Raw genomic sequence first — 19,125 nt, 5'->3', positions numbered from 1 at the left:
AGGCCGGTCCGCAGCAGCGGACCGGCCTTCCGCGTTCTCACGCCGCCGCCGGCAGCTCCGGGCGCAGCGGCCACGCCGGGTCGACCTCCTCCTCCGAACCGCTGCGCGCGAACCACGCCTGAAGGCCACGGGCCTGTGCCGCGTGCCACGTCGCCTGCAGGGTGTGCAACTCGGCCGGGGTCAGCCGCTCCAGCCGGGCGGCGAACCGCCGGCCCAGGGCCCGGACGACCTCCAGCGAGGCCAGCGCGTCGGCCGCCGCGTCGTGTGCCTCGTCCAGGGTGACGCCGTAGTGCGCGCACAGGTCGGTCAGCGTGCGGCGGCCCTTGCGGTAGCGGTCCAGGTGTTTGTCCAGCACCCGCGGGTCCAGCACCAGCAGCGGCGCCCGCTCGAACCACCGGTCCAGGCTGGAGGCCCGGTGCCGGCGCAGCTCACGGTCCAGCAGCGTCAGGTCGAACGGCGCGTTCATCACCACCAGCGGGCGGCGGGCCAGCGCCTGTTCGGCCAGCTGCTCGGCTATCTCGTACATCACCGGCGCCGGCCAGCGGCCGTTGCGCTGCAGATGATCCTCCGTCAGCCCATGCACCGCCGTCGCCTCCTGCGGCACCGGCACGCCCGGGTTGACCAGCCAGCGGCTCACCCGCGGGCGGTAGCCCGGACCGTCCTGGACGACGAGGGAGGCCGACACGATCCGATCGGTCTCGACGTCCACGCCGGTGGTCTCCGTGTCGAAAGCGGCCAGGGGGCCCTCGTACCAGCACGTCATACCCAACAACCCCTCGTTCACCATCGGCAGTTGACGCACCGTCCTCTGCCCGATCCGGTGATACCCGGGCTGTTTGCGCCGTACGCCGGGAGGAGACAACAGGAGTGCGGGTCTTTGCAGTTCAGCGGCTCGCAGCGGGGAATCACTTTGCGTGGAAGGCTGTTCGCCATGGCGATAGCGCAGCCCGAACGGGGCGGGCTGCTGCCCGACAGCACGGGCCCCCTTCGCGGCACACTCGCCACCACCGCCTGCATGGAGACACTGCAGGTGGGCTATCTGCACGCGGTCGCGGCGGCCGCTGGGTGCTCGCTGTCCCAGCCGTTCCCGGACAACGGCATCGACTGGCACGTCAGCCATGGCTCGCCCGGGCACACCGTGGACGACGAGGTCACCATCAAGGTGCAGCTGAAGGCCACGTACCAGCTCGCGCCCCATCCGCCGGGCCGCTTCTTCTCCTTCACGCTCGACAACGACCACCTGCGCAAGCTCGCCCGCACACCGGTCTCCGTGCACAAGATCCTCGTCGTCATGATCGTCCCGCGGTCCCAGGACCAGTGGCTGCGCGCCGGCCACGACCGGCTCGACCTGCGGCACTGCTGCTACTGGGTCAACCTCGCCGGGCACCCGATCACCGGGCGGAACCGCACCACCGTGCGCGTCCCGACCTCGCGCATCTTCGACGACCGGGCGCTGTGCGAGATCATGACGCGGGTCGGGACGGGAGGCAGACCATGACCCACCGCCCACTGCCCGGCTCCCCGCGGGCACACACCGAGATCTTCCCGGAGCGGCCGCCCGCGCCCGGTGACGTCGACCCGGCCGTCCTCACCGCCCTGCTGCACCGGCACGGCTGGCAGCGCCGCGGCGGTGCCCCCGGCCGCTACGGCCGCTGGACGCCGCCCGGGCCGGGCGGGGCCGGCACCAGCCTGCTCGTGCCGGTCAGCCGCGCCTTCCCCGACAGCGACGACCTGCTCGGCGAGGCGCTCGACGCGCTGGCCCGCAGCGGTACGCCGTCCGCGCGGGAGGTGCTTGTCTCGCTCGCCGTGCCCAGCGACGAGATCCGCTGGTGGCGGGACGCGCCGCCCGGCGGCCCGCCCGGCAGCACGGCCTGGAGCGCGCAGGAGCGGCTGCGCGGCGCCGCCCGGCGGATGCTGCTCGCGGCGGCGCTGGCCACGCGGGCGCAGGCCGGGTACTACGGGGCCCGGCACCGCCGGCCCGCCGCGGCCCTGCTGGACCACGTGCTGGTCGGGGCGGGCGGCGACGGCGCCGGCCTGACCGCCTTCGTGCCGGTCGCCTCCGCGCGTCCGCTGGCCGTCAGGCTTCAGCAGGCGCTGTACGCGGCGCGGGAGGCCGTGGACTACCAGCGCGCGACCGGAGGCATGGACGCGTTCGACGGCGCGGTGCGGGCGGGCGTCAGCCGGGAACTCACGGAAGCGCTGATCGCGCTCGTGGAGGGGACGGAAGGGGCGCGCGTCGCGGTGCAGTGGGCGCCGGGGGCGGGTGTGCCGCAGGGCTGCGCGGCGGACGGGGAGCCGGTGGAGTTCTCGCCCGGGGACCTGACGGTGCTGCGGGAGGCCGGGGCGCGCTATCTGCACGCCGAGCCCGCGGTGCCGGTCGTCGTGACGGGGACCGTCGTACGGATGCGGCGCGCTTCGCCGCGCGGCGAGGGCACGATCCGGCTGCGCGTCCTGGCCGGCGCGGAGGTTCCGCATGTGCGGCTGACCCTGGACGAGGAGGACTACCGCATCGCCGGGCACGCGCATCTGGTCGGGCTGCCGGTGCGGGTCCACGGACGGCTGGAGAGCCGGGGCGGCTTCCGCCGGCTCACCGGGGTGTCGGGGGTGGTGCCGGTGGAGGTGGACGAGGCGGAGCGGGACCGGCTGATCAAGTCGCTCCAGGAGAACCTGGACTTCTTCGAGGAGGCGTGCGGAGGGGATTGAGCGCGGGGCGAGGGAGCGGGCGGGGCCGTCGTCCGTCTGCGGGTCTCGTCGTGGCTGGTCGCGCCCACGCGGCGGAGCCGCATATCGACGCAGCCCCGCGCCCCTGGGGCGGCCGCACACACCCTTGATCACGGGCCCATCCTGGCCGGGCTCCCCGCACCGGTTTCGCCTCCGGAGGTGTCGGGTCGGTACGATCCTTACTCGTGCGTGCGCTCGGGTATGGCGCCGCATCCCCACCTTCAGTCAGGAGAGACCGGTGTCAGACGTCCGTGTGATCATCCAGCGCGATTCCGAGCGGGAAGAACGCGTGGTGACGACGGGCACTACGGCCGCCGACCTCTTCGCCGGCGAGCGCTCGATCGTGGCCGCCCGTGTCGGCGGTGAGCTCAGAGACCTCGCCCACGAGGTCAAGGACGGCGAGACCGTCGAGGGCGTCGAGATCTCCTCCGAGGACGGTCTGGGCATCCTGCGCCACTCCACCGCGCACGTCATGGCGCAGGCCGTGCAGGAGCTCTTCCCCGAGGCCAAGCTCGGCATCGGCCCGCCCATCCGCGACGGCTTCTACTACGACTTCGACGTCGCCGAGCCCTTCCACCCCGATGACCTCAAGCGCATCGAGAAGAAGATGCAGGAGATCATCAAGCGCGGCCAGCGCTTCTCCCGCCGCGTCACCACCGACGAGGACGCCCGCGAGGAGCTGGCCGGCGAGCCGTACAAGCTCGAGCTGATCGGTCTCAAGGGCAACGCCGCCCAGGCCGCCGAGGGCGCGGACGCCGAGGTCGGCGGCGGCGAGCTGACGATCTACGACAACCTCGACGCCAAGACCGGCGAGCTGTGCTGGAAGGACCTCTGCCGCGGTCCCCACCTGCCCACCACCCGGATCATCCCTGCGTTCAAGCTGATGCGCTCGGCCGCCGCCTACTGGCGCGGCAGCGAGAAGAACCCGCAGCTCCAGCGCATCTACGGCACCGCCTGGCCGACCAAGGACGCGCTGAAGGCCTATCTGGACTTCCTCGCCGAGGCCGAGAAGCGTGATCACCGCAAGCTCGGTGCGGAGCTCGACCTGTTCTCCTTCCCGGAGGAGCTCGGCCCCGGCCTCGCCGTGTTCCACCCCAAGGGCGGGGTGATCCGCAAGGAGATGGAGACCTACTCGCGCAAGCGGCACGAGGTCTCCGGCTACGAATTCGTGAACACGCCGCACATTTCGAAGGAGCGGCTGTTCGAGATCTCCGGGCACCTGCCGCACTACGCCGACGGCATGTTCCCGGCCATCGAGTTCGACGAGCAGAACTACCGCCTCAAGGCGATGAACTGCCCGATGCACAACCTGATCTTCAAGTCGCGCGGGCGTTCCTACCGTGAACTGCCGCTGCGCCTCTTCGAGTTCGGCACCGTGTACCGGTACGAGAAGTCGGGCGTCGTGCACGGCCTGACCCGCTCGCGCGGCTTCACCCAGGACGACTCGCACATCTACTGCACCAAGGAGCAGATGCCGCAGGAGCTGGACACGCTCCTGACCTTCGTCCTGGACCTGCTGCGCGACTACGGCCTGACCGAGTTCGAGCTGGAGCTGTCCACCCGTGACGACTCCGACAAGTTCATCGGCACCGACGAGGACTGGGAGGAGGCCACCGAGGCCCTCCGTCAGGCCGCCGAGAAGCAGAACCTGCCGCTGGTCCCGGACCCGGGCGGCGCCGCCTACTACGGCCCGAAGATCTCCGTGCAGGCCAAGGACGCCATCGGCCGCTCCTGGCAGATGTCGACCATCCAGGTCGACTTCAACCAGCCCAAGCGGTTCGGCCTGGAGTACACCGCCGCGGACGGCTCCCGCCAGCAGCCGGTGATGATCCACCGCGCGCTGTTCGGCTCCATCGAGCGGTTCTTCGGCGTGCTCCTGGAGCACTACGCGGGCGCCTTCCCGGCGTGGCTCGCGCCGGTGCAGGCCGTCGGCATCCCGATCGGCGACGCCCACGTCGAGTACCTGCAGCGCTGGGCCGAGGCCGCGAAGGAGAAGGGTCTGCGGGTCGAGGTGGACTCCTCCTCCGACCGTATGCAGAAGAAGATCCGCAACGCCCAGAAGCAGAAGGTGCCGTTCATGGTCATCGCGGGCGACGAGGACATGGGTCACGAGACCGTGTCCTTCCGCTACCGTGACGGCTCCCAGGAGAACGGCATCCCGTTCGACGAGGCGATCGCGAAGATCGTGAAGGTCGTCGAGGAGCGGGCGCAGATCTGACCCCGCTGTGAGCAGGCCCCCGGTGACTTGATCTCGCCGGGGGCCTTGCCCTGTCACCCACGTGGACGCCATATGCTGCACGCATGACGAGTGAGCCGGAGCAGCAGATCGGAGTGGGGACGCAGGACGCGTTCCAGCGCCTGTGGACGCCCCACCGGATGGCCTACATCCAGGGGGAGAACAAGCCCACCGGCCCGGGGGCCGAGGACGGCTGCCCCTTCTGCTCCCTCCCGGCCAAGTCCGACGAGGACGGGCTGATCGTCAAGCGCGGCCGGCAGGTGTACGCGGTGCTCAACCTGTACCCGTACAACGGCGGCCACCTGATGACCGTGCCCTACCGTCATGTCGCCGACTACACCGACCTGACGGACACGGAGACCGCCGAACTGGCGGAGCTGACCAAGCAGGCCATGACGGCGCTGCGCACCGCCTCCGGCGCGCACGGCTTCAACATCGGCATGAACCAGGGCTCGGTGGCCGGCGCGGGCATCGCGGCCCACCTCCACCAGCACATCGTCCCCCGCTGGGGCGGCGACACGAACTTCATGCCGGTCGTCGGCCACACCAAGGTGCTGCCGCAGCTTCTGGCCGACACCCGCACGATGCTGGCCGAGGCCTGGCCGGCGGCCTGAGAGGACGGGGCTGCCCGCGCCCTGCGCGGCCGCGGGCGCCGCTCACGCGTCGTAGACGTCCGCCTTCTTCGGCGAGACGTCCTGGACCGCGGTACTGAGGAACGCCGAGCGCGTCCCGAACTTCTCCGTGTCCGCCCCGTTCTCCTCCAGCACCTTGATCGCCGCCGCGTGCACCACTCGCAGGACCGGCGTCGCCGCTCGCAGCGCGTCGTCCGCCATGAAACGGTGCCGCCACGGCTGGTCCGCCCACGCGTGCCGCAGACCGAACGGCTCCGGCAGCCCTATCGTGCCGCCGAGCCACTTCAGCGCCGGGGGATACCAGGTCAGCGGCGCCCGCACCGCGAGCCGTACCACCTCGTTGGTGGTGACCAGGGGCAGGTTGACCTTGCGGGTCTCCCACGGCTTGAAGGACTTGGCGACCTCCTTGGTCGGCGCCTCCGGCTTGGTCGTGAACAGCGGGTTCACCGGCCCCAGCGCATGCCCGGTGACCTCGATGCGCAGCGTCGCGTGCAGGACCGTCACGGTGATCAGCATGGTGATCACCAACTGGCCGTCCCACAGCGTCCATTGCACGCCCAGGTAGTGCCGGTCACCCGCGCCGAACTGCTGCTTGTTGCAGATGTCCTGTATCGCGTGCGACTTGACCTGGTAGGCATCGACGTCCGTGCCCGACGGCCGGGCCACCTCCTTGGCGTTCTCGCCGATCGGCGTGACGATCCAGTGCCGTATCGAGGGGGCCGGGAAGCCGCCGGTGTTCAGCGGGCCGCGCTCCAGCATGCGCAGCCGGTCGTGGATCGCGCGGATCACGTCCCAGCTGCGGAAGGGGTGGATCTCCCGGCCGGGATCGGCCGGCACCAGCTCCTCGGCGAGCTGCCAGGCCCCCCAGCGGGTGCCCATGCCGAGGATGCCCTTGGGGCCGGCGTAGAAGACGGAGTTCGACTGCTGCTCGGCGCCGAGCCGGGCCAGGGACTGGCGCAGCTGCTCGGCGGCCGTCTCACGCGGGCCGGTGGGCACCGCCTCGGGCACCTTCGCGCCGACGCTGCTGCCCGACAGCAGGCTGTCCCAGCGCTCCCTGAGGTCCGTGGCGGTGCGCTCGCAGATGCGCCGGGCCCAGAACCAGCCGGCCACCGGCATCACCACGGCGGCGCGGGCGTACCAGCGCCAGAAGCCGCTGAACGGCATGCGGAGCAGGAACACCACGGCGAGCGCGGCCACGGCGACGAGCAGGGTGGTCGCCAGCGCCGAGGCCCGCCTGTTGTCGGTCTTGTCGATGGTGGTGCGGATCTGGAAGACCAGCAGCCAGACCAGGAACCCGGGCAGGAAGAGCACCCCGCACAGCACGATCGCGGCGGACAGCCGGTTGTCGCGGTCGCGGCGGATGTTGTTCGCCGCCAGGCAGTGCTCGACGACGGCCTGCGGCTCGGTGCCGAAGGACTGGATGAGCGGCTTGCGGCCCTCGCCGATCATGCGGTCCACGACGGCGCGGGAGAACGCCTCGCCCAGGTTCGGCCGGAACAGCGCGATCTTGCCGGGCTTCACCTCCGACTGGTGCCACTCGTTGTCGGCCTTCTTGATCTCCTCCATCGGGTTGTCCCGGTAGGCCGCGGAGGCCAGCGCGAACGTCGCCGTCTGGCCCGCGTCGCCGGTGCGCGGCACCTGTGGCCCGAAGAAGTCCGCGTAACCGCCGTCCACGCTCATCCCCACCCCCGGTCGCCGCACTGCTCGCTTCTGCGGCCTTCCCGACTTCCGTCCCGACCACACCTGTTGATCAGGTCATCAGCGTATCCGCACGCACCGACATCCGTCGGCGGACGGCCCAAGGAGCCGCCCGCCGAGCCGGAAGAGCCCCGCGCGCACGCCGGTTGTGCGCGGGGGGAGGTCAACTATGAAGCCGCGCGCTCCTGTTCCCGGAACCGCTCGGCGACCTGCGCCGGCATCGGTTCGTGCCGCACGTAGCGGCGCTCGAAGCGCGCGGTGCCGTGGGTCATCGACCGCAGATCGATGGCGTACCGCCCGATCTCGATCTCCGGCACCTCGGCCCGTACCAGGGTGCGCCCGCCGCTGGTCTGCTCGGTGCCCAGCACCCGGCCGCGCCGGCCGGACAGGTCGCTCATCACGGCGCCGACGTACTCGTCGCCGACCAGCACGGACACCTCGGCCACCGGCTCCAGCAGATGGATCTTCGCGTCGGCCGCGGCCTCCCGCAGGGCGAGCGCGCCCGCGGTCTGGAAGGCGGCGTCGGAGGAGTCCACCGAGTGCGCCTTGCCGTCGAGCAGCGTCACCCGCACGTCGATGAGCGGGTGGCCGGCCGCGACGCCCTTGGCCGCCTGCGCCCGCACCCCCTTCTCGACCGACGGGATGAACTGCCGGGGCACGGCCCCGCCGACCACCTTGTCGACGAACTCGACGCCCGAGCCGCCCGGCAGCGGTTCCACCTCGATCTCGCAGATGGCGTACTGCCCGTGCCCGCCGGACTGCTTCACGTGCCGGCCGCGCCCGGCGGACTTGTTCGCGAACGTCTCCCGCAGGGCCACCCGGTGCGGTACGACGTCGACCTGGACGCCGTAGCGGGTGCGCAGCCGCTCCAGCGCGACGTCGGCGTGCGCCTCGCCCAGGCACCACAGCACCACCTGGTGGGTGTCCTGGTTCTGTTCCAGGCGCATGGTGGGGTCCTCGGCGACCAGCCGCCCCAGGCCCTGGGACAGCTTGTCCTCGTCCGCCTTGCTGTGCGCCTGGATGGCCAGCGGCAGCAGCGGGTCCGGCATCTGCCAGGGCTCCATCAGCAGCGGGTCGTCCTTGGCGGAGAGCGTGTCGCCGGTCTCGGCGCGGCTGAGCTTCGCCACGCACACCAGGTCGCCCGCGACGGCGTGCGTCACCGGCCGCTGCTGCTTGCCGAATGGGGTGGACAGGGCGCCGATCTTCTCGTCGACGTCGTGGTCCTCGTGGCCGCGGTCGGCCAGGCCGTGCCCGGAGACGTGGACGGTCTGGTCGGGGCGCAGGGTGCCGGAGAAGACGCGGACCAGGGAGATCCGGCCGACGTAGGGGTCGGAGGCGGTCTTGACGACCTCGGCGACCAGCGGTCCGTCGGTGTCGCACGGCTTCAGCTCGCGCGGCGCGCCGTCGAGGGTGGTCACCGCGGGCGTGGGGTGCTCGAAGGGGGTCGGGAACCCGCCGGTGATCAGCTCCAGCAGCTCCACCGTGCCGATGCCCTGCTTGGCGCCCCCGGCGGCCGGTGCGGCGGCCAGGACGGGGAAGAACGTGCCGCGTGCCACGGCCCGCTCCAGGTCCTGGACGAGCGTCTTCAGCTCGACCTGCTCGCCGCCGAGGTAGCGGTCCATCAGGGTCTCGTCCTCGCTCTCGGCGATGATCCCCTCGATGAGCCGGTTACGGGCCTCGGTGAGGTCCGGGAGCTGGTCCTCGCCGGGCTCGGACTCCTTGCGCTCGCCGGAGGAGTAGTCGAACAGCTTCTGCGTGAGCAGTCCGACCAGACCGGTCACGGGCGCGTGTCCGTCGGGCCCCTGCGGGCCGTGCAGCGGCAGGTACAGCGGCAGCACCGCGTCGGGGTCGTCGCCGCCGAACGCCTCGGCGCAGACCCGGGTCATCTCCCGGAAGTCCGCGCGGGCCGGCTCCAGGTGCGTCACCACGATCGCGCGCGGCATGCCGACGGCCGCGCACTCGTCCCACACCATGCGGGTCGCGCCGTCGACGCCGTCCGAGGCCGAGACGACGAAGAGGGCCGCGTCCGCCGCGCGCAGACCGGCCCGCAGTTCCCCGACGAAGTCGGCGTATCCCGGGGTGTCCAGCAAGTTGATCTTGATGCCGTCCCATTCGACGGGCACCAGGGACAGCTGCACCGAGCGCTGCTGGCGGTGCTCGATGTCGTCGTGATCGGAGACGGTGCCGCCGTCCTCCACGCGGCCCGCCCGGTTCACCGCTCCCGCGGTCAGCGCGAGAGCCTCCACCAGAGTCGTCTTGCCCGATCCGGAGTGGCCGACCAGCACCACATTCCGTACGGACGCGGGGTGGTCGGCCGCCGTAGCCCTGCCGGCGGCTCCGGGGTGGGATTGTGCCTTGTCGCCCATGATCCTGCCTCCCGTGCACGGTGAGGTCACTGTGGGCGCGGACACGCGGGAGGCCGCGTGTGGGCGGCTCCGGCGACGCCCGCGTCCTTCGAGCTTTCCACTCCCGTAACGCCGCGTCCATACGAGGGACGCGGGCGCGCCGGTACCCGGCGGGCGCCGGCCCGTGACACGGCTGTGGGTGCCCGGCCCTCGCCCGCACGCGTGCGTGGCTACGATGGGCCAGCCGGTGGCCAGCAGGGGCCGCACGGCGACACCGACCAGTCGGGAAGGCCATGCTGAACAAGTACGCGCGTGCTTTCTTCACGCGTGTTCTCACGCCGTTCGCCGCGTTTCTCATCCGCCGGGGGGTCAGCCCCGACACGGTCACGCTGCTCGGCACCGCCGGAGTGATCGCCGGAGCGCTGGTCTTCTACCCCCGGGGCGAGTTCTTCTGGGGCACGGTCGTGATCACGCTGTTCGTCTTCTCCGACCTGGTCGACGGCAACATGGCGCGCCAGCTGGGCCGCTCCAGCCGCTGGGGCGCCTTCCTGGACTCCACGCTCGACCGGGTCGCCGACGGCGCGATCTTCGGCGGCTTCGCGCTCTGGTACGCAGGGCACGGCAACGACAACGTGCTGTGCGCGGTGGCGATCTTCTGCCTGGCCAGCGGCCAGGTGGTGTCGTACACCAAGGCGCGCGGCGAGTCGATCGGGCTGCCCGTCGCCGTCAACGGGCTCGTGGAGCGGGCCGAGCGGCTGGTGATCTCACTGGTCGCCGCCGGTTTCGCGGGCCTGCACAAGTTCGGGGTGCCCGGCATCCAGTACCTGCTGCCCGTCGCCCTGTGGATCGTCGCCGTGGGCAGCCTCGTCACGCTGATCCAGCGGGTCGTCACCGTGCGCCGCGAGTCGGCGGAGGCGGAGGCCGCGGCCGCCGGGACACCCGGTGAGCCGCAAGGGAGGGAGACCGCGAAGTGAGCGCCCAGGATCGGCTGACCGACGCCCTGTACGGCCTCGGCTGGGGCACCGTGAAGAAACTCCCCGAGCCGGTCGCCGTGCGCCTCGGCCGGACCATCGCCGACCTCGCCTGGAAGCAGCGCGGCAAGGGCGTCGAGCGGCTGGAGTCCAACTACGCGCGCGTGGTGCCCGGCGCGAGCCCCGAACGCCTCGCCGAGCTGTCCCGCGCGGGCATGCGTTCCTATCTGCGCTACTGGATGGAGTCCTTCCGGCTGCCCGCCTGGAGCACCGAGCGCATCAAGGGCGGCTTCGACCCCAAGGACCTGCACTACCTCACCGAGGGCATGGCCGCCGGCAACGGCGTGATACTCGCCCTGCCGCACCTGGCCAACTGGGACCTGGCCGGCGCCTGGGTCACCACGAAGCTCGGCATCCCCTTCACCACGGTCGCCGAGCGCCTCAAGCCGGAGACCCTGTACGACCGTTTCGTCGCCTACCGCGAGGGCCTCGGCATGGAGGTCCTGCCGCACAGCGGCGGCTCCGCCTTCGGCACGCTCGCCCGGCGGCTGCGCGACGGCGGCCTGGTCTGCCTGGTCGCCGACCGCGACCTGTCCTCCTCCGGCGTGGAGGTCGACTTCTTCGGCGACACGGCCCGGATGCCCGCCGGACCGGCGCTGCTCGCCCAGCAGACCGGCGCCCTGCTGCTGCCGGTCACCCTCTGGTACGACGACTCGCCCGTCATGCGCGGCCGGGTGCATCCCCCGGTCGACGTCCCCGAGTCAGGGACGCGGGCCGAGAAGACGTCCTCCATGACACAGGCGCTGGCCGACGCCTTCGCCACGGGGATCGCCGACCATCCGGAGGACTGGCACATGCTGCAGCGGCTGTGGCTCGCCGATCTCGACCCGTCGCAGGACCCGTCGCAGGACGCGACGAAGGACCCGACGAAGGACGCATCGAAGGGCGAATCGAAGGACGCGGCCAAGGGCCCGGCCGGCGACCCGTCGGAGGGGGCCGCGTGAGGATCGGCATCGTCTGCCCCTACTCCTGGGACGTGCCCGGCGGCGTCCAGTTCCACATCCGCGACCTCGCCGACTACTTCGTCCGGCTGGGCCACGAGGTGTCCGTGCTCGCCCCGGCCGACGACGACACGCCCCTGCCGCCGTACGTCGTCTCCGCCGGACGCGCGGTGCCGGTTCCGTACAACGGCTCCGTCGCCCGCCTGAACTTCGGCTTCCTGTCGGCCGCGCGGGTGCGGCGCTGGCTGCACGACGGCGCCTTCGACGTCGTCCACATCCACGAGCCGACCTCGCCGTCGCTGGGCCTTTTGACCTGCTGGGCGGCGCGCGGGCCGATCGTCGCCACCTTCCACACCTCCAACCCGCGCTCCAAGGCGATGATCGCCGCCTACGCCATCCTGCAGGCCGCGCTGGAGAAGATCAGCGCGCGGATCGCGGTGAGCGAGTACGCCCGGCGCACGCTGGTCGAGCACCTCGGCGGGGACGCCGTCGTCATCCCGAACGGCGTGGACGTCGACTTCTTCGCCAAGGCCGAGCCCAACCCGGCGTGGCAGGGCGACACCATCGGCTTCATCGGCCGCATCGACGAACCCCGCAAGGGCCTGCCGGTGCTGATGAAGGCCCTGCCGAAGATCCTCGCCGCCCGGCCGCGGGCCCGGCTGCTGGTCGCCGGGCGCGGTGACGAGGAGGAGGCGGTGGCCTCGCTGCCGGCCGAGCTGCGCTCCCGCGTGGAGTTCCTCGGCATGGTCAGCGACGACGACAAGGCGCGCTTCCTGCGCTCCGTCGACCTGTACGTCGCGCCCAACACCGGCGGCGAGAGCTTCGGGATCATCCTCGTCGAGGCGATGTCCGCGGGCGCGCCCGTGCTCGCCTCCGACCTCGACGCCTTCGCCCAGGTGCTCGACCAGGGCAAGGCGGGCGAGCTGTTCGCCAACGAGGACGCCGACGCGCTCGCCGACGCGGCCGTACGGCTCCTGGAGGACCCCGAACGCCGGGCGGAACTCAGCGAACGGGGCAGTGCCCACGTCCGCCGCTTCGACTGGTCCACGGTCGGCGCGGACATCCTGTCGGTGTACGAGACGGTGACGGCCGGCGCGGCGGCGGTGGCCGCGGAGGACACCGGACCGACGGGGCTGCGGGCCCGCTGGGGGCTGGCGCGGGACTGAGCCGGCGGAAGGGCTGAGCGGCCCGCGCGGGACTGAGTCGGCCTGCGCGGAACAGGCTCGGTTCGCACCGCGGGCGCCGGTGACGTCGGCGGGGCCCTCCTGCCCCGGGGTCCGCGGGCATCGCGCCGGTAAGGTGGCCGCCCGTGACCGCAACCCTCATCTGGACCCTCGTCGTCCTCGTCGCGATCGGCCTGTACCTGAGCTGGACAGCGGGGCGGCTGGACCGGCTGCACGCGCGGATCGACGCCGCCCGCGCCGCCCTCGACGCGCAGTTGCTGCGGCGGGCCTCGGTGGCGCAGGAGGTCGCGACCTCGGGCGTGCTGGATCCGGCCGCGTCGATCGTGCTGTACGAGGCCGCGCACGCCGCCCGGCAGGCCGAGGAGGAGCAGCGCGAGGTGGCCGAGAGCGAGCTGAGCCAGGCGTTGCGCGCGGTGTTCGGCGAGCGGGAGCAGCTGGAGGCGGTCCGCGAGGTGCCCGGGGGAGAGGAAGCCGCCCGCGAGCTGGCGGAGGCCGTGCGCCGCGTCCCGATGGCCCGGCGCTTCCACAACGACGCGGTCGGCGCGGCCCGCCGCCTGCGCGAGCACCGCAAGGTCCGCTGGTTCCGCCTCGCGGGCCACGCCCCGTTCCCCATGGCCTTCGAAATGGACGACGAGCCCCCGGCCCCCTTGGCGGACCGCTCCTCCTGAGCCCGACGAGCACCGCCGCGCGCCCCGCCCCACCGCATACGGTTCCGTTCCGGACAGACCGCTTCCGGCCAAAAGGAGCCACCGGGTTTTCATTGGCCCTTGCTGTGGACTGGTCCCTTCACGTTTCCTCAGTGCTGCAGTAACCCCTCTTTTCCTTCAGTGAGGTCACCCGTGTCCAGCACCGAGAACCAGGCTCCCGAGATCGGCACCGCCCGCGTCAAGCGCGGCATGGCCGAGCAGCTCAAGGGTGGCGTGATCATGGACGTCGTCACGCCGGAGCAGGCGAAGATCGCCGAGGACGCGGGCGCCGTCGCCGTCATGGCCCTCGAGCGGGTCCCGGCCGACATCCGCAAGGACGGCGGCGTGGCCCGCATGTCCGACCCGGACATGATCGAGGGCATCATCGACGCCGTCTCGATCCCGGTCATGGCCAAGTCCCGCATCGGCCACTTCGTCGAGGCCCAGGTCCTGCAGTCCCTCGGCGTCGACTACATCGACGAGTCCGAGGTCCTCACCCCGGCCGACGAGGTCAACCACTCCGACAAGTGGGCCTTCACCACCCCCTTCGTCTGTGGCGCCACCAACCTGGGCGAGGCCCTGCGCCGCATCGCCGAGGGCGCCGCGATGATCCGCTCCAAGGGCGAGGCCGGCACCGGCAACGTCGTCGAGGCCGTCCGTCACCTGCGCCAGATCAAGAACGAGATCGCCAAGCTGCGCGGCTTCGACAACAACGAGCTGTACGCCGCCGCCAAGGACCTGCGCGCCCCGTACGAGCTGGTCAAGGAGGTCGCCGAGCTGGGCAAGCTCCCGGTCGTCCTCTTCTCCGCCGGTGGCGTCGCCACCCCGGCCGACGCCGCCCTGATGCGTCAGCTCGGCGCCGAGGGCGTCTTCGTCGGCTCGGGCATCTTCAAGTCCGGCGACCCCGCCAAGCGCGCCGCCGCCATCGTGAAGGCCACCACCTTCTACGACGACCCGAAGATCATCGCGGACGCGTCCCGCAACCTCGGCGAGGCCATGGTCGGCATCAACTGCGACACTCTCCCCGAGACCGAGCGCTACGCCAACCGCGGCTGGTGAGCACCCCGTTCACGCCACTACAGGTAAGCCACTCATGAACACTCCTGTCATCGGCGTCCTGGCTCTCCAGGGCGACGTACGGGAGCACCTCATCGCCCTGGCCGCGGCGGACGCCGTGGCCAGGCCGGTGCGGCGCCCCGAAGAGCTCGCCGAGGTCGACGGTCTCGTCCTCCCCGGCGGCGAATCCACCACCATCTCCAAGCTGGCCGTCCTGTTCGGACTGATGGAGCCCCTGCGCGCACGCGTGCGTGACGGCATGCCCGTCTACGGCACCTGCGCCGGCATGATCATGCTCGCCGACAAGATCCTCGACCCGCGCTCGGGCCAGGAGACGATCGGCGGCATCGACATGATCGTGCGCCGCAACGCCTTCGGCCGCCAGAACGAGTCCTTCGAGGCTGCGGTCGCCGTCCAGGGCGTGGAGGGCGCTCCCGTCGAGGGCGTCTTCATCCGCGCACCGTGGGTGGAGTCCGTCGGCGCCGGCGCCGAGGTGCTCGCCGAGCACGAGGGCCACATCGTCGCCGTACGCCAGGGCACCGCGCTCGCCACGTCGTTCCACCCGGAACTGACCGGCGACCACCGTGTGCACTCCCTGTTCGTCGACATGGTGCGCGCGAACGGGACGCCGTAGTCCTTGTAGGATTCCAGGCGTTCGTACAGAGATTGGTTACGCGAAGGAGACAGGCAGATGTCCGGCCACTCTAAATGGGCCACGACGAAGCACAAGAAGGCCGTGATCGATGCCAAGCGCGGCAAGCTCTTCGCGAAGCTGATCAAGAACATCGAGGTCGCGGCCCGCACCGGCGGCGCCGACCCCGACGGCAACCCGACGCTGTACGACGCCATCCAGAAGGCGAAGAAGTCGTCGGTCCCGAACAAGAACATCGACTCCGCGGTCAAGCGCGGCGCGGGCCTGGAGGCCGGCGGCGCCGACTACGAGACGATCATGTACGAAGGCTACGGCCCGAACGGTGTCGCGGTGCTCATCGAGTGCCTCACCGACAACCGCAACCGCGCCGCCTCCGAGGTCCGCGTCGCCATGACCCGCAACGGCGGCTCCATGGCCGACCCCGGCTCGGTGTCGTACCTGTTCAACCGCAAGGGCGTCGTGATCGTCCCCAAGGGCGAGCTGAGCGAGGACGACGTCCTCGGCGCCGTCCTGGACGCCGGTGCCGAGGAGGTCAACGACCTCGGTGAGACCTTCGAGGTCATCAGCGAGGCCACCGACCTGGTCGCCGTGCGCACCGCCCTGCAGGACTCCGGGATCGACTACGACTCCGCCGAGGCCAACTTCGTCCCGACCATGCAGGTCGAGCTGGACGAGGAGGGCGCCAAGAAGATCTTCAAGCTGATCGACGCGCTCGAGGACAGCGACGACGTGCAGAACGTCTTCGCCAACTTCGACGTCAGCGACGAGATCATGGAGAAGGTCGACGCGTGACGCTCCGCTGAGACGAGCGGGACGACGGCGGGCCGGTGGGACACGTCCCACTGGCCCGCCGTCATTGTCAGTGGGACCCGATAGCCTGCACAAACAGGTGATCGAGGGATCCGAGGGAGGGGCGCCGTGCGCGTACTGGGGGTGGACCCCGGACTGACCCGGTGCGGTGTCGGCGTGGTCGAGGGGGTCGCGGGCCGCCCGCTGACGATGCTCGGCGTCGGAGTCGTCCGCACGCCCGTGGACGCCGATCTCAGCCACCGGCTGCTCGCCGTCGAGCAGGGCCTCGAGCAGTGGCTGGACGAGCACCGGCCGGAGTACGTCGCCGTCGAGCGCGTCTTCAGCCAGCACAACGTGCGCACGGTCATGGGCACCGCCCAGGCCAGCGCCGTGGCCATGCTGTGCGCCGCCCGCCGCGGCATCCCGGTCGCCCTGCACACCCCCAGCGAGGTCAAGGCCGCCGTCACCGGCAGTGGCCGCGCCGACAAGGCGCAGGTCGGGGCCATGGTCACCCGGCTGCTCAGACTCACCTCGCCACCCAAGCCCGCCGACGCCGCCGACGCCCTCGCGCTCGCCATCTGCCACATCTGGCGCGCCCCCGCCCAGAACCGGCTCCAGCAGGCCGTCGCCCGGCACACCGCCCCCGTATCGAAAGGCCGTACGGCATGATCGCCTTCGTCAGCGGCACGGTCGCCGCGCTCGCTCCCGACGCCGCGGTGGTGGAGGTCGGCGGCGTCGGCATGGCCGTGCAGTGCACGCCGAACACGCTGTCCACACTCCGCATGGGCCGGCCCGCCAAGCTGCACACGTCCCTGGTCGTGCGCGAGGACTCCCTCACCCTGTACGGCTTCACCGACGACGACGAACGCCAGGTCTTCGAGCTGCTGCAGACCGCGAGCGGCGTCGGACCGCGTCTCGCCCAGGCGATGCTCGCCGTGCACAGCCCGGACGCGCTGCGCCGCGCCGTGGCCACCGGCGACGAGAAGGCGCTCACCGCGGTCCCCGGCATCGGCAAGAAGGGCGCCCAGAAGCTGCTGCTGGAGCTGAAGGACCGGCTCGGCGAGCCCGTAGGGGCGCCCGTCGTCGGCGCCCCGGTCACCCAGGGCTGGCGCGACCAGCTGCACGCGGCCCTGATCGGCCTGGGGTACGCCACCCGGGAGGCCGACGAGGCGGTGACCGCCGTCGCGCCCCAGGCCGAGGCCGCGGGCGGCACGCCCCAGGTCGGGCAGCTGCTGAAGGCCGCCCTGCAGACCCTGAACCGCGCCCGCTGACCGCATCGAGCCCGCCGAACCCCGACAGCCGAAGGCACACGACATGAACTGGGACGACTCCGCCGACACCCCCGCCTCCGAGCGGCTGGTGGGCTCAGGTGCCGACCGTGAGGACCAGGCCGTCGAGGCCGCCCTGCGCCCCAAGGACCTGGGCGAGTTCATCGGCCAGGAAAAGGTGCGCGAACAGCTCGACCTCGTGCTGCGCGCCGCCCGCGCGCGCGGCGCCACCGCCGACCACGTGCTGCTCTCCGGCGCCCCCGGACTCGGCAAGACCACCCTGTCGATGATCATCGCGGCCGAGATGGGCGCCCCCATCCGCATCACCTCCGGCCCCGCCATCCAGCACGCCGGCGACCTCGCCGCGATCCTGTCCTCCCTCCAGGAGGGCGAGGTGCTCTTCCTCGACGAGATCCACCGCATGTCCCGGCCCGCCGAGGAGATGCTGTACATGGCCATGGAGGACTTCCGCGTCGACGTGATCGTCGGCAAGGGCCCGGGCGCCACCGCCATCCCGCTGGAGCTGCCCCCCTTCACCCTGGTCGGCGCCACCACCCGCGCGGGCCTGCTGCCGCCCCCGCTGCGCGACCGCTTCGGCTTCACCGCGCACATGGAGTTCTACGAGCCGCACGAGCTGGAGCGCGTCGTGCACCGCTCGGCGCATCTGCTGGACGTCGAGATCGACCCCGACGGCGCCGCCGAGATCGCCGGGCGCTCCCGCGGCACGCCCCGTATCGCCAACCGGCTGCTGCGCCGCGTACGGGACTACGCGCAGGTCAAGGCCGACGGCCTGATCACCCGGGACATCGCCGCCGCCGCCCTCGCCGTGTACGAGGTCGACGCGCGCGGCCTGGACCGCCTGGACCGGGCCGTGCTGGAGGCGCTGCTGAAGCTGTTCGGCGGCGGCCCCGTCGGCCTGTCGACCCTGGCCGTCGCGGTGGGGGAGGAGCGCGAGACGGTCGAGGAGGTGGCCGAACCCTTCCTGGTGCGCGAGGGCCTGCTGGCCCGCACTCCGCGCGGCCGCGTCGGCACGCCCGCCGCCTGGGCCCACCTCGGCCTCACCCCGCCCCGCTCGTCCGCGGCCGGAAACGGACAACCAGGCCTGTTCGGGGCATGACAGCAGCAGACGGTGCATGACGGAGGGACATCGGTGAGGGATTGGCGGGCTCAGGAACCCAGGTGCCATGCTGAGCGTTGTTCCTTGCGCGCGGACTCGCTTAGACTCCGCCGATGCCGCCTGTGACGGCAGCCCCCATACACCCCCAGCCATCAGGCCGCTCACCATCGCGGTCGTGTGAAGGAAGTACCGACCCGTGAGTCTCGTGACCCTCCTCCCGTTCATCGTGCTCATCGGGGCCATGTTCCTGATGACCCGCAACGCCAAGAAGAAGCAGCAGCAGGCCGCGAACATGCGGAACCACATGCAACCCGGTTCCGGCGTCCGCACCATCGGGGGCATGTACGCGACGGTCAAGGAGGTCAACGAGGAGACGGTCCTTCTCGACGCCGGTCCCGGCGTCGAGCTCCTCTTCGCGAAGAACTCGATCGGCGCCGTCCTCACGGACGACGAGTACAACCGCATCGTCCACGGCATCGAGCACGACCTGAAGTCCGACGCCGACCTCGTCCCCGACGACGCGTCCTCCCTCACCGAAGACGACGAGTCCGCCGCTGCCGCCTCCGAGGCCAAGATCGACCTCGGTAAGCAGGACGCCGCCGAGCGAGGCGCGGACGCGATCCAGGCCGCCGAGGACAAGGCCGACGCGGCCGAGGCGAAGGCTCAGGCCGAGGAAGAGCCGAAGAAGACCGACGGCGACACCGACGCGAAGTAGTCGCGTCCCGGAGCACGCGCCACGACCGTCGCGCGTGCCCTGGGTGACGCGCAC

18 protein-coding genes are annotated in these 19,125 nt (G+C 71.6%); 15 read left to right on the top strand and 3 right to left on the bottom strand.

Going from position 1 to position 19,125, the window contains the following annotated elements:
• Positions 1 to 37 precede the first annotated feature (37 nt).
• The gene (locus AC0B9F_RS26720) at positions 38 to 763 is read right to left on the bottom strand and encodes an exonuclease domain-containing protein (protein ID WP_472006860.1); all 726 of its coding nucleotides are present in this window, start codon (positions 761 to 763) and stop codon (positions 38 to 40) included.
• Between the two features lie 168 nt (positions 764 to 931).
• On the opposite strand from AC0B9F_RS26720, the gene AC0B9F_RS26715 reads away from it, so the two are divergent.
• From AC0B9F_RS26715 to AC0B9F_RS26700, 4 genes are all read left to right on the top strand, one after another.
• Entirely contained in the window at positions 932 to 1,498 is a 567-nt protein-coding gene (locus tag AC0B9F_RS26715; protein ID WP_472006859.1) for a DUF4365 domain-containing protein, read from the top strand.
• Entirely contained in the window at positions 1,495 to 2,703 is a 1,209-nt protein-coding gene (locus tag AC0B9F_RS26710) for a hypothetical protein (RefSeq protein WP_472006857.1), read from the top strand. Before AC0B9F_RS26715 ends, AC0B9F_RS26710 begins: the two co-directional genes overlap by 4 nt.
• A gap of 256 nt (positions 2,704 to 2,959) precedes the next feature.
• Entirely contained in the window at positions 2,960 to 4,939 is a 1,980-nt protein-coding gene (thrS, locus tag AC0B9F_RS26705; protein WP_472006856.1) for a threonine--tRNA ligase, read from the top strand.
• A gap of 83 nt (positions 4,940 to 5,022) precedes the next feature.
• Entirely contained in the window at positions 5,023 to 5,571 is a 549-nt protein-coding gene (locus AC0B9F_RS26700; RefSeq protein ID WP_472006855.1) for an HIT family protein, read from the top strand.
• A 42-nt stretch (positions 5,572 to 5,613) separates the two neighbouring features.
• On the opposite strand, the gene AC0B9F_RS26695 is transcribed toward AC0B9F_RS26700, so the two are convergent.
• Both AC0B9F_RS26695 and AC0B9F_RS26690 read right to left on the bottom strand, forming a co-directional pair.
• Positions 5,614 to 7,269, bottom strand: coding sequence for a hypothetical protein (locus AC0B9F_RS26695; RefSeq protein ID WP_472006854.1), 1,656 nt, complete (start codon positions 7,267 to 7,269; stop codon positions 5,614 to 5,616).
• Positions 7,270 to 7,454: 185 nt separating this feature from the next.
• Positions 7,455 to 9,653 (bottom strand): elongation factor G-like protein EF-G2, encoded by a 2,199-nt coding sequence (locus tag AC0B9F_RS26690; RefSeq protein ID WP_472006853.1) that lies wholly within the window; start codon positions 9,651 to 9,653, stop codon positions 7,455 to 7,457.
• A 272-nt stretch (positions 9,654 to 9,925) separates the two neighbouring features.
• Between AC0B9F_RS26690 and pgsA the strand changes: the two genes are divergently transcribed.
• The 11 genes from pgsA to yajC all read left to right on the top strand — a co-directional run bounded on the left by pgsA (position 9,926) and on the right by yajC (position 19,071).
• Positions 9,926 to 10,606 (top strand): phosphatidylinositol phosphate synthase, encoded by a 681-nt coding sequence (gene pgsA / locus AC0B9F_RS26685; RefSeq protein WP_472006851.1) that lies wholly within the window; start codon positions 9,926 to 9,928, stop codon positions 10,604 to 10,606.
• Positions 10,603 to 11,607 carry a phosphatidylinositol mannoside acyltransferase gene (locus AC0B9F_RS26680; RefSeq protein ID WP_472006849.1) on the top strand — a complete coding sequence of 335 codons (1,005 nt, stop codon included), beginning with the start codon at positions 10,603 to 10,605 and terminating at the stop codon, positions 11,605 to 11,607. The genes pgsA and AC0B9F_RS26680 overlap by 4 nt, the downstream gene beginning before the upstream one ends.
• On the top strand, positions 11,604 to 12,770 hold the full coding sequence (locus tag AC0B9F_RS26675) for a glycosyltransferase family 4 protein (protein WP_472006847.1): 1,167 nt from the start codon (positions 11,604 to 11,606) through the stop codon (positions 12,768 to 12,770). The genes AC0B9F_RS26680 and AC0B9F_RS26675 overlap by 4 nt, the downstream gene beginning before the upstream one ends.
• 143 nt (positions 12,771 to 12,913) lie before the next feature.
• Positions 12,914 to 13,456, top strand: a complete 543-nt coding sequence (locus AC0B9F_RS26670; protein ID WP_472006845.1) for a LemA family protein — start codon at positions 12,914 to 12,916, stop codon at positions 13,454 to 13,456.
• Between the two features lie 171 nt (positions 13,457 to 13,627).
• Positions 13,628 to 14,533, top strand: a complete 906-nt coding sequence (gene pdxS, locus AC0B9F_RS26665; RefSeq protein WP_472006843.1) for a pyridoxal 5'-phosphate synthase lyase subunit PdxS — start codon at positions 13,628 to 13,630, stop codon at positions 14,531 to 14,533.
• Between the two features lie 34 nt (positions 14,534 to 14,567).
• A complete protein-coding gene (gene pdxT / locus AC0B9F_RS26660) occupies positions 14,568 to 15,164 on the top strand; it encodes a pyridoxal 5'-phosphate synthase glutaminase subunit PdxT (protein WP_472006841.1) in 597 nt (198 codons plus the stop codon).
• A gap of 57 nt (positions 15,165 to 15,221) precedes the next feature.
• The gene (locus AC0B9F_RS26655; RefSeq protein WP_472006839.1) at positions 15,222 to 15,974 is read left to right on the top strand and encodes a YebC/PmpR family DNA-binding transcriptional regulator; all 753 of its coding nucleotides are present in this window, start codon (positions 15,222 to 15,224) and stop codon (positions 15,972 to 15,974) included.
• 126 nt (positions 15,975 to 16,100) lie between these two features.
• Positions 16,101 to 16,640: a crossover junction endodeoxyribonuclease RuvC gene (ruvC, locus tag AC0B9F_RS26650; protein WP_472006837.1), complete on the top strand. Its 540-nt coding sequence runs from the start codon at positions 16,101 to 16,103 to the stop codon at positions 16,638 to 16,640.
• Complete coding sequence (gene ruvA, locus AC0B9F_RS26645) at positions 16,637 to 17,242, top strand: Holliday junction branch migration protein RuvA (protein WP_472006835.1); 606 nt, start codon at positions 16,637 to 16,639, stop codon at positions 17,240 to 17,242. Before ruvC ends, ruvA begins: the two co-directional genes overlap by 4 nt.
• Before the next feature lie 43 nt (positions 17,243 to 17,285).
• Positions 17,286 to 18,356, top strand: coding sequence for a Holliday junction branch migration DNA helicase RuvB (gene ruvB, locus AC0B9F_RS26640; protein ID WP_472006833.1), 1,071 nt, complete (start codon positions 17,286 to 17,288; stop codon positions 18,354 to 18,356).
• 196 nt (positions 18,357 to 18,552) lie between these two features.
• Positions 18,553 to 19,071, top strand: a complete 519-nt coding sequence (gene yajC, locus AC0B9F_RS26635; RefSeq protein WP_472006831.1) for a preprotein translocase subunit YajC — start codon at positions 18,553 to 18,555, stop codon at positions 19,069 to 19,071.
• The last annotated feature ends 54 nt before the right edge of the window (positions 19,072 to 19,125 follow it).

The sequence above is a fragment of the Streptomyces sp. NPDC097129 genome (assembly GCF_055668065.1).
Note: the sequence above shows the minus strand (reverse complement) of the source record. Positions and strands in the feature narration are given on the sequence as shown.

Bases quoted from the DNA above. Each gene is read 5' to 3' on its own strand.
- pgsA (WP_472006851.1), top strand. From the start codon at position 9,926: ATGCTGAACAAGTACGCGCGTGCTTTCTTCACGCGTGTTCTCACGCCG.
- ruvB (WP_472006833.1), top strand. From the start codon at position 17,286: ATGAACTGGGACGACTCCGCCGACACCCCCGCCTCCGAGCGGCTGGTG.
- ruvA (WP_472006835.1), top strand. From the start codon at position 16,637: ATGATCGCCTTCGTCAGCGGCACGGTCGCCGCGCTCGCTCCCGACGCC.
- AC0B9F_RS26690 (WP_472006853.1), bottom strand. From the start codon at position 9,653: ATGGGCGACAAGGCACAATCCCACCCCGGAGCCGCCGGCAGGGCTACG.
- AC0B9F_RS26715 (WP_472006859.1), top strand. From the start codon at position 932: ATGGCGATAGCGCAGCCCGAACGGGGCGGGCTGCTGCCCGACAGCACG.
- AC0B9F_RS26710 (WP_472006857.1), top strand. From the start codon at position 1,495: ATGACCCACCGCCCACTGCCCGGCTCCCCGCGGGCACACACCGAGATC.
- AC0B9F_RS26700 (WP_472006855.1), top strand. From the start codon at position 5,023: ATGACGAGTGAGCCGGAGCAGCAGATCGGAGTGGGGACGCAGGACGCG.
- AC0B9F_RS26695 (WP_472006854.1), bottom strand. From the start codon at position 7,269: ATGAGCGTGGACGGCGGTTACGCGGACTTCTTCGGGCCACAGGTGCCG.
- AC0B9F_RS26655 (WP_472006839.1), top strand. From the start codon at position 15,222: ATGTCCGGCCACTCTAAATGGGCCACGACGAAGCACAAGAAGGCCGTG.
- pdxT (WP_472006841.1), top strand. From the start codon at position 14,568: ATGAACACTCCTGTCATCGGCGTCCTGGCTCTCCAGGGCGACGTACGG.
- AC0B9F_RS26720 (WP_472006860.1), bottom strand. From the start codon at position 763: ATGACGTGCTGGTACGAGGGCCCCCTGGCCGCTTTCGACACGGAGACC.